Below are 1,186 nucleotides of genomic sequence, written 5' to 3' on the forward strand. Positions count from 1 at the left end.
CGGGAGTCATACAATACAGGATGGATAATATTTTGAGTGGAGGCATCCCACTCTGCTTCATATAAGCGCAAGCCCAGGGACAGGTTACGCACCTTCCGCCGGTAGATTAACCGCACACACAGGCTGCCTTGTACCTGCCCGCCGTTGTCTTTGAGCCGACGCAGGTAATAGGTGATTGTACACATAATTGATTTCCTTTTTAAGTTGTTTTCACAAGTTGGGTTTGTTTATCGTAACAATTTACGAAAAGGAAAGGTAGGATTCAATAGATTTTTTGAGGTTTTTTAAGAAAATGGAAGGAAGATTCTACTTATTGATATAATCGATGTATAGTTGGAGTTATTATGTGATTTATTTCACTAGCTTTGTTATCGAAAGTCGTTCTTTATGGTTTGTGCAAGAAGTGGTGAAAGAAAGTGGTTCGCTCATTTCTAAATCGTTACCTGTGGGTGGATGTATTTTTGTAAGTTGTTAGTTTTTAGATGGAAAGAAAAAGTTATGTGTCTAGCGGTGTGATAGGAGATCTTCTTTTCTATCCCGGCTTGTTTTATCCATTTCTTCAAGGGATACTGAATTATTGACCGTTGTAAACCTTTAAATACCTTGCCAGTTTCTCTCGTCTCACATAATTCCAAAGCTTCATCACTGATAGGAAGAGTAGTTTCGGTTTCTGTCTTTTCGGTTCGTATCCGAATACAATAGCCACCTTCAGAAGCAGGATGAATATTCTTCCAATCCAAAGCGAGAACATCACTAATGCGAAGCCCAGTTAAGCAAGAGAATAAAGAGGCCGTTTTCAATACTGGAATTTCACAAGGGGTTGAAGCCAACTTCAGAAGCTCATCTTGGGTTAGATATTCTTTCCTCACATCCTCATATTCTATTTTATCCAGGTAGTCATTTATATTTTCACGGATCATTTTCTTTCTGTGTAGAATCTTGAGCATTGCCCGAAACGTAGAGAAATATCCTGCAGCAGAATTCCTACTTATCTTTTCTGTCGGATGTTTTAATTGTTTAGCTGTTAATAAATAGTCGCTCCTTAAAAAGCACATAATAAGCTATTTACTAATAAATTATACCTTCAATTATTTGCTTAATATTGCAGAATTTCGTATCTTGAAGTCCTAAAAGCTTGCAAAAAATGATAGGAAAATCACCGGATCAAAGTCAGGGCGACTTGTTT

2 pseudogenes are annotated in these 1,186 nt (G+C 37.6%); both read right to left on the minus strand.

Going from position 1 to position 1,186, the window contains the following annotated elements:
• Positions 1–185 (minus strand): annotated as a pseudogene (locus D0T84_RS22245) (Arm DNA-binding domain-containing protein); the annotation flags it as partial.
• A gap of 246 nt (positions 186–431) precedes the next feature.
• Positions 432–1,055 (minus strand): annotated as a pseudogene (locus tag D0T84_RS22250) (tyrosine-type recombinase/integrase); the annotation flags it as partial.
• Positions 1,056–1,186: the final 131 nt, after the last annotated feature.

It is taken from the genome of Dysgonomonas sp. 521 (assembly GCF_010501055.1).
Taxonomy (GTDB): Bacteria; Bacteroidota; Bacteroidia; order Bacteroidales; family Dysgonomonadaceae; genus Dysgonomonas.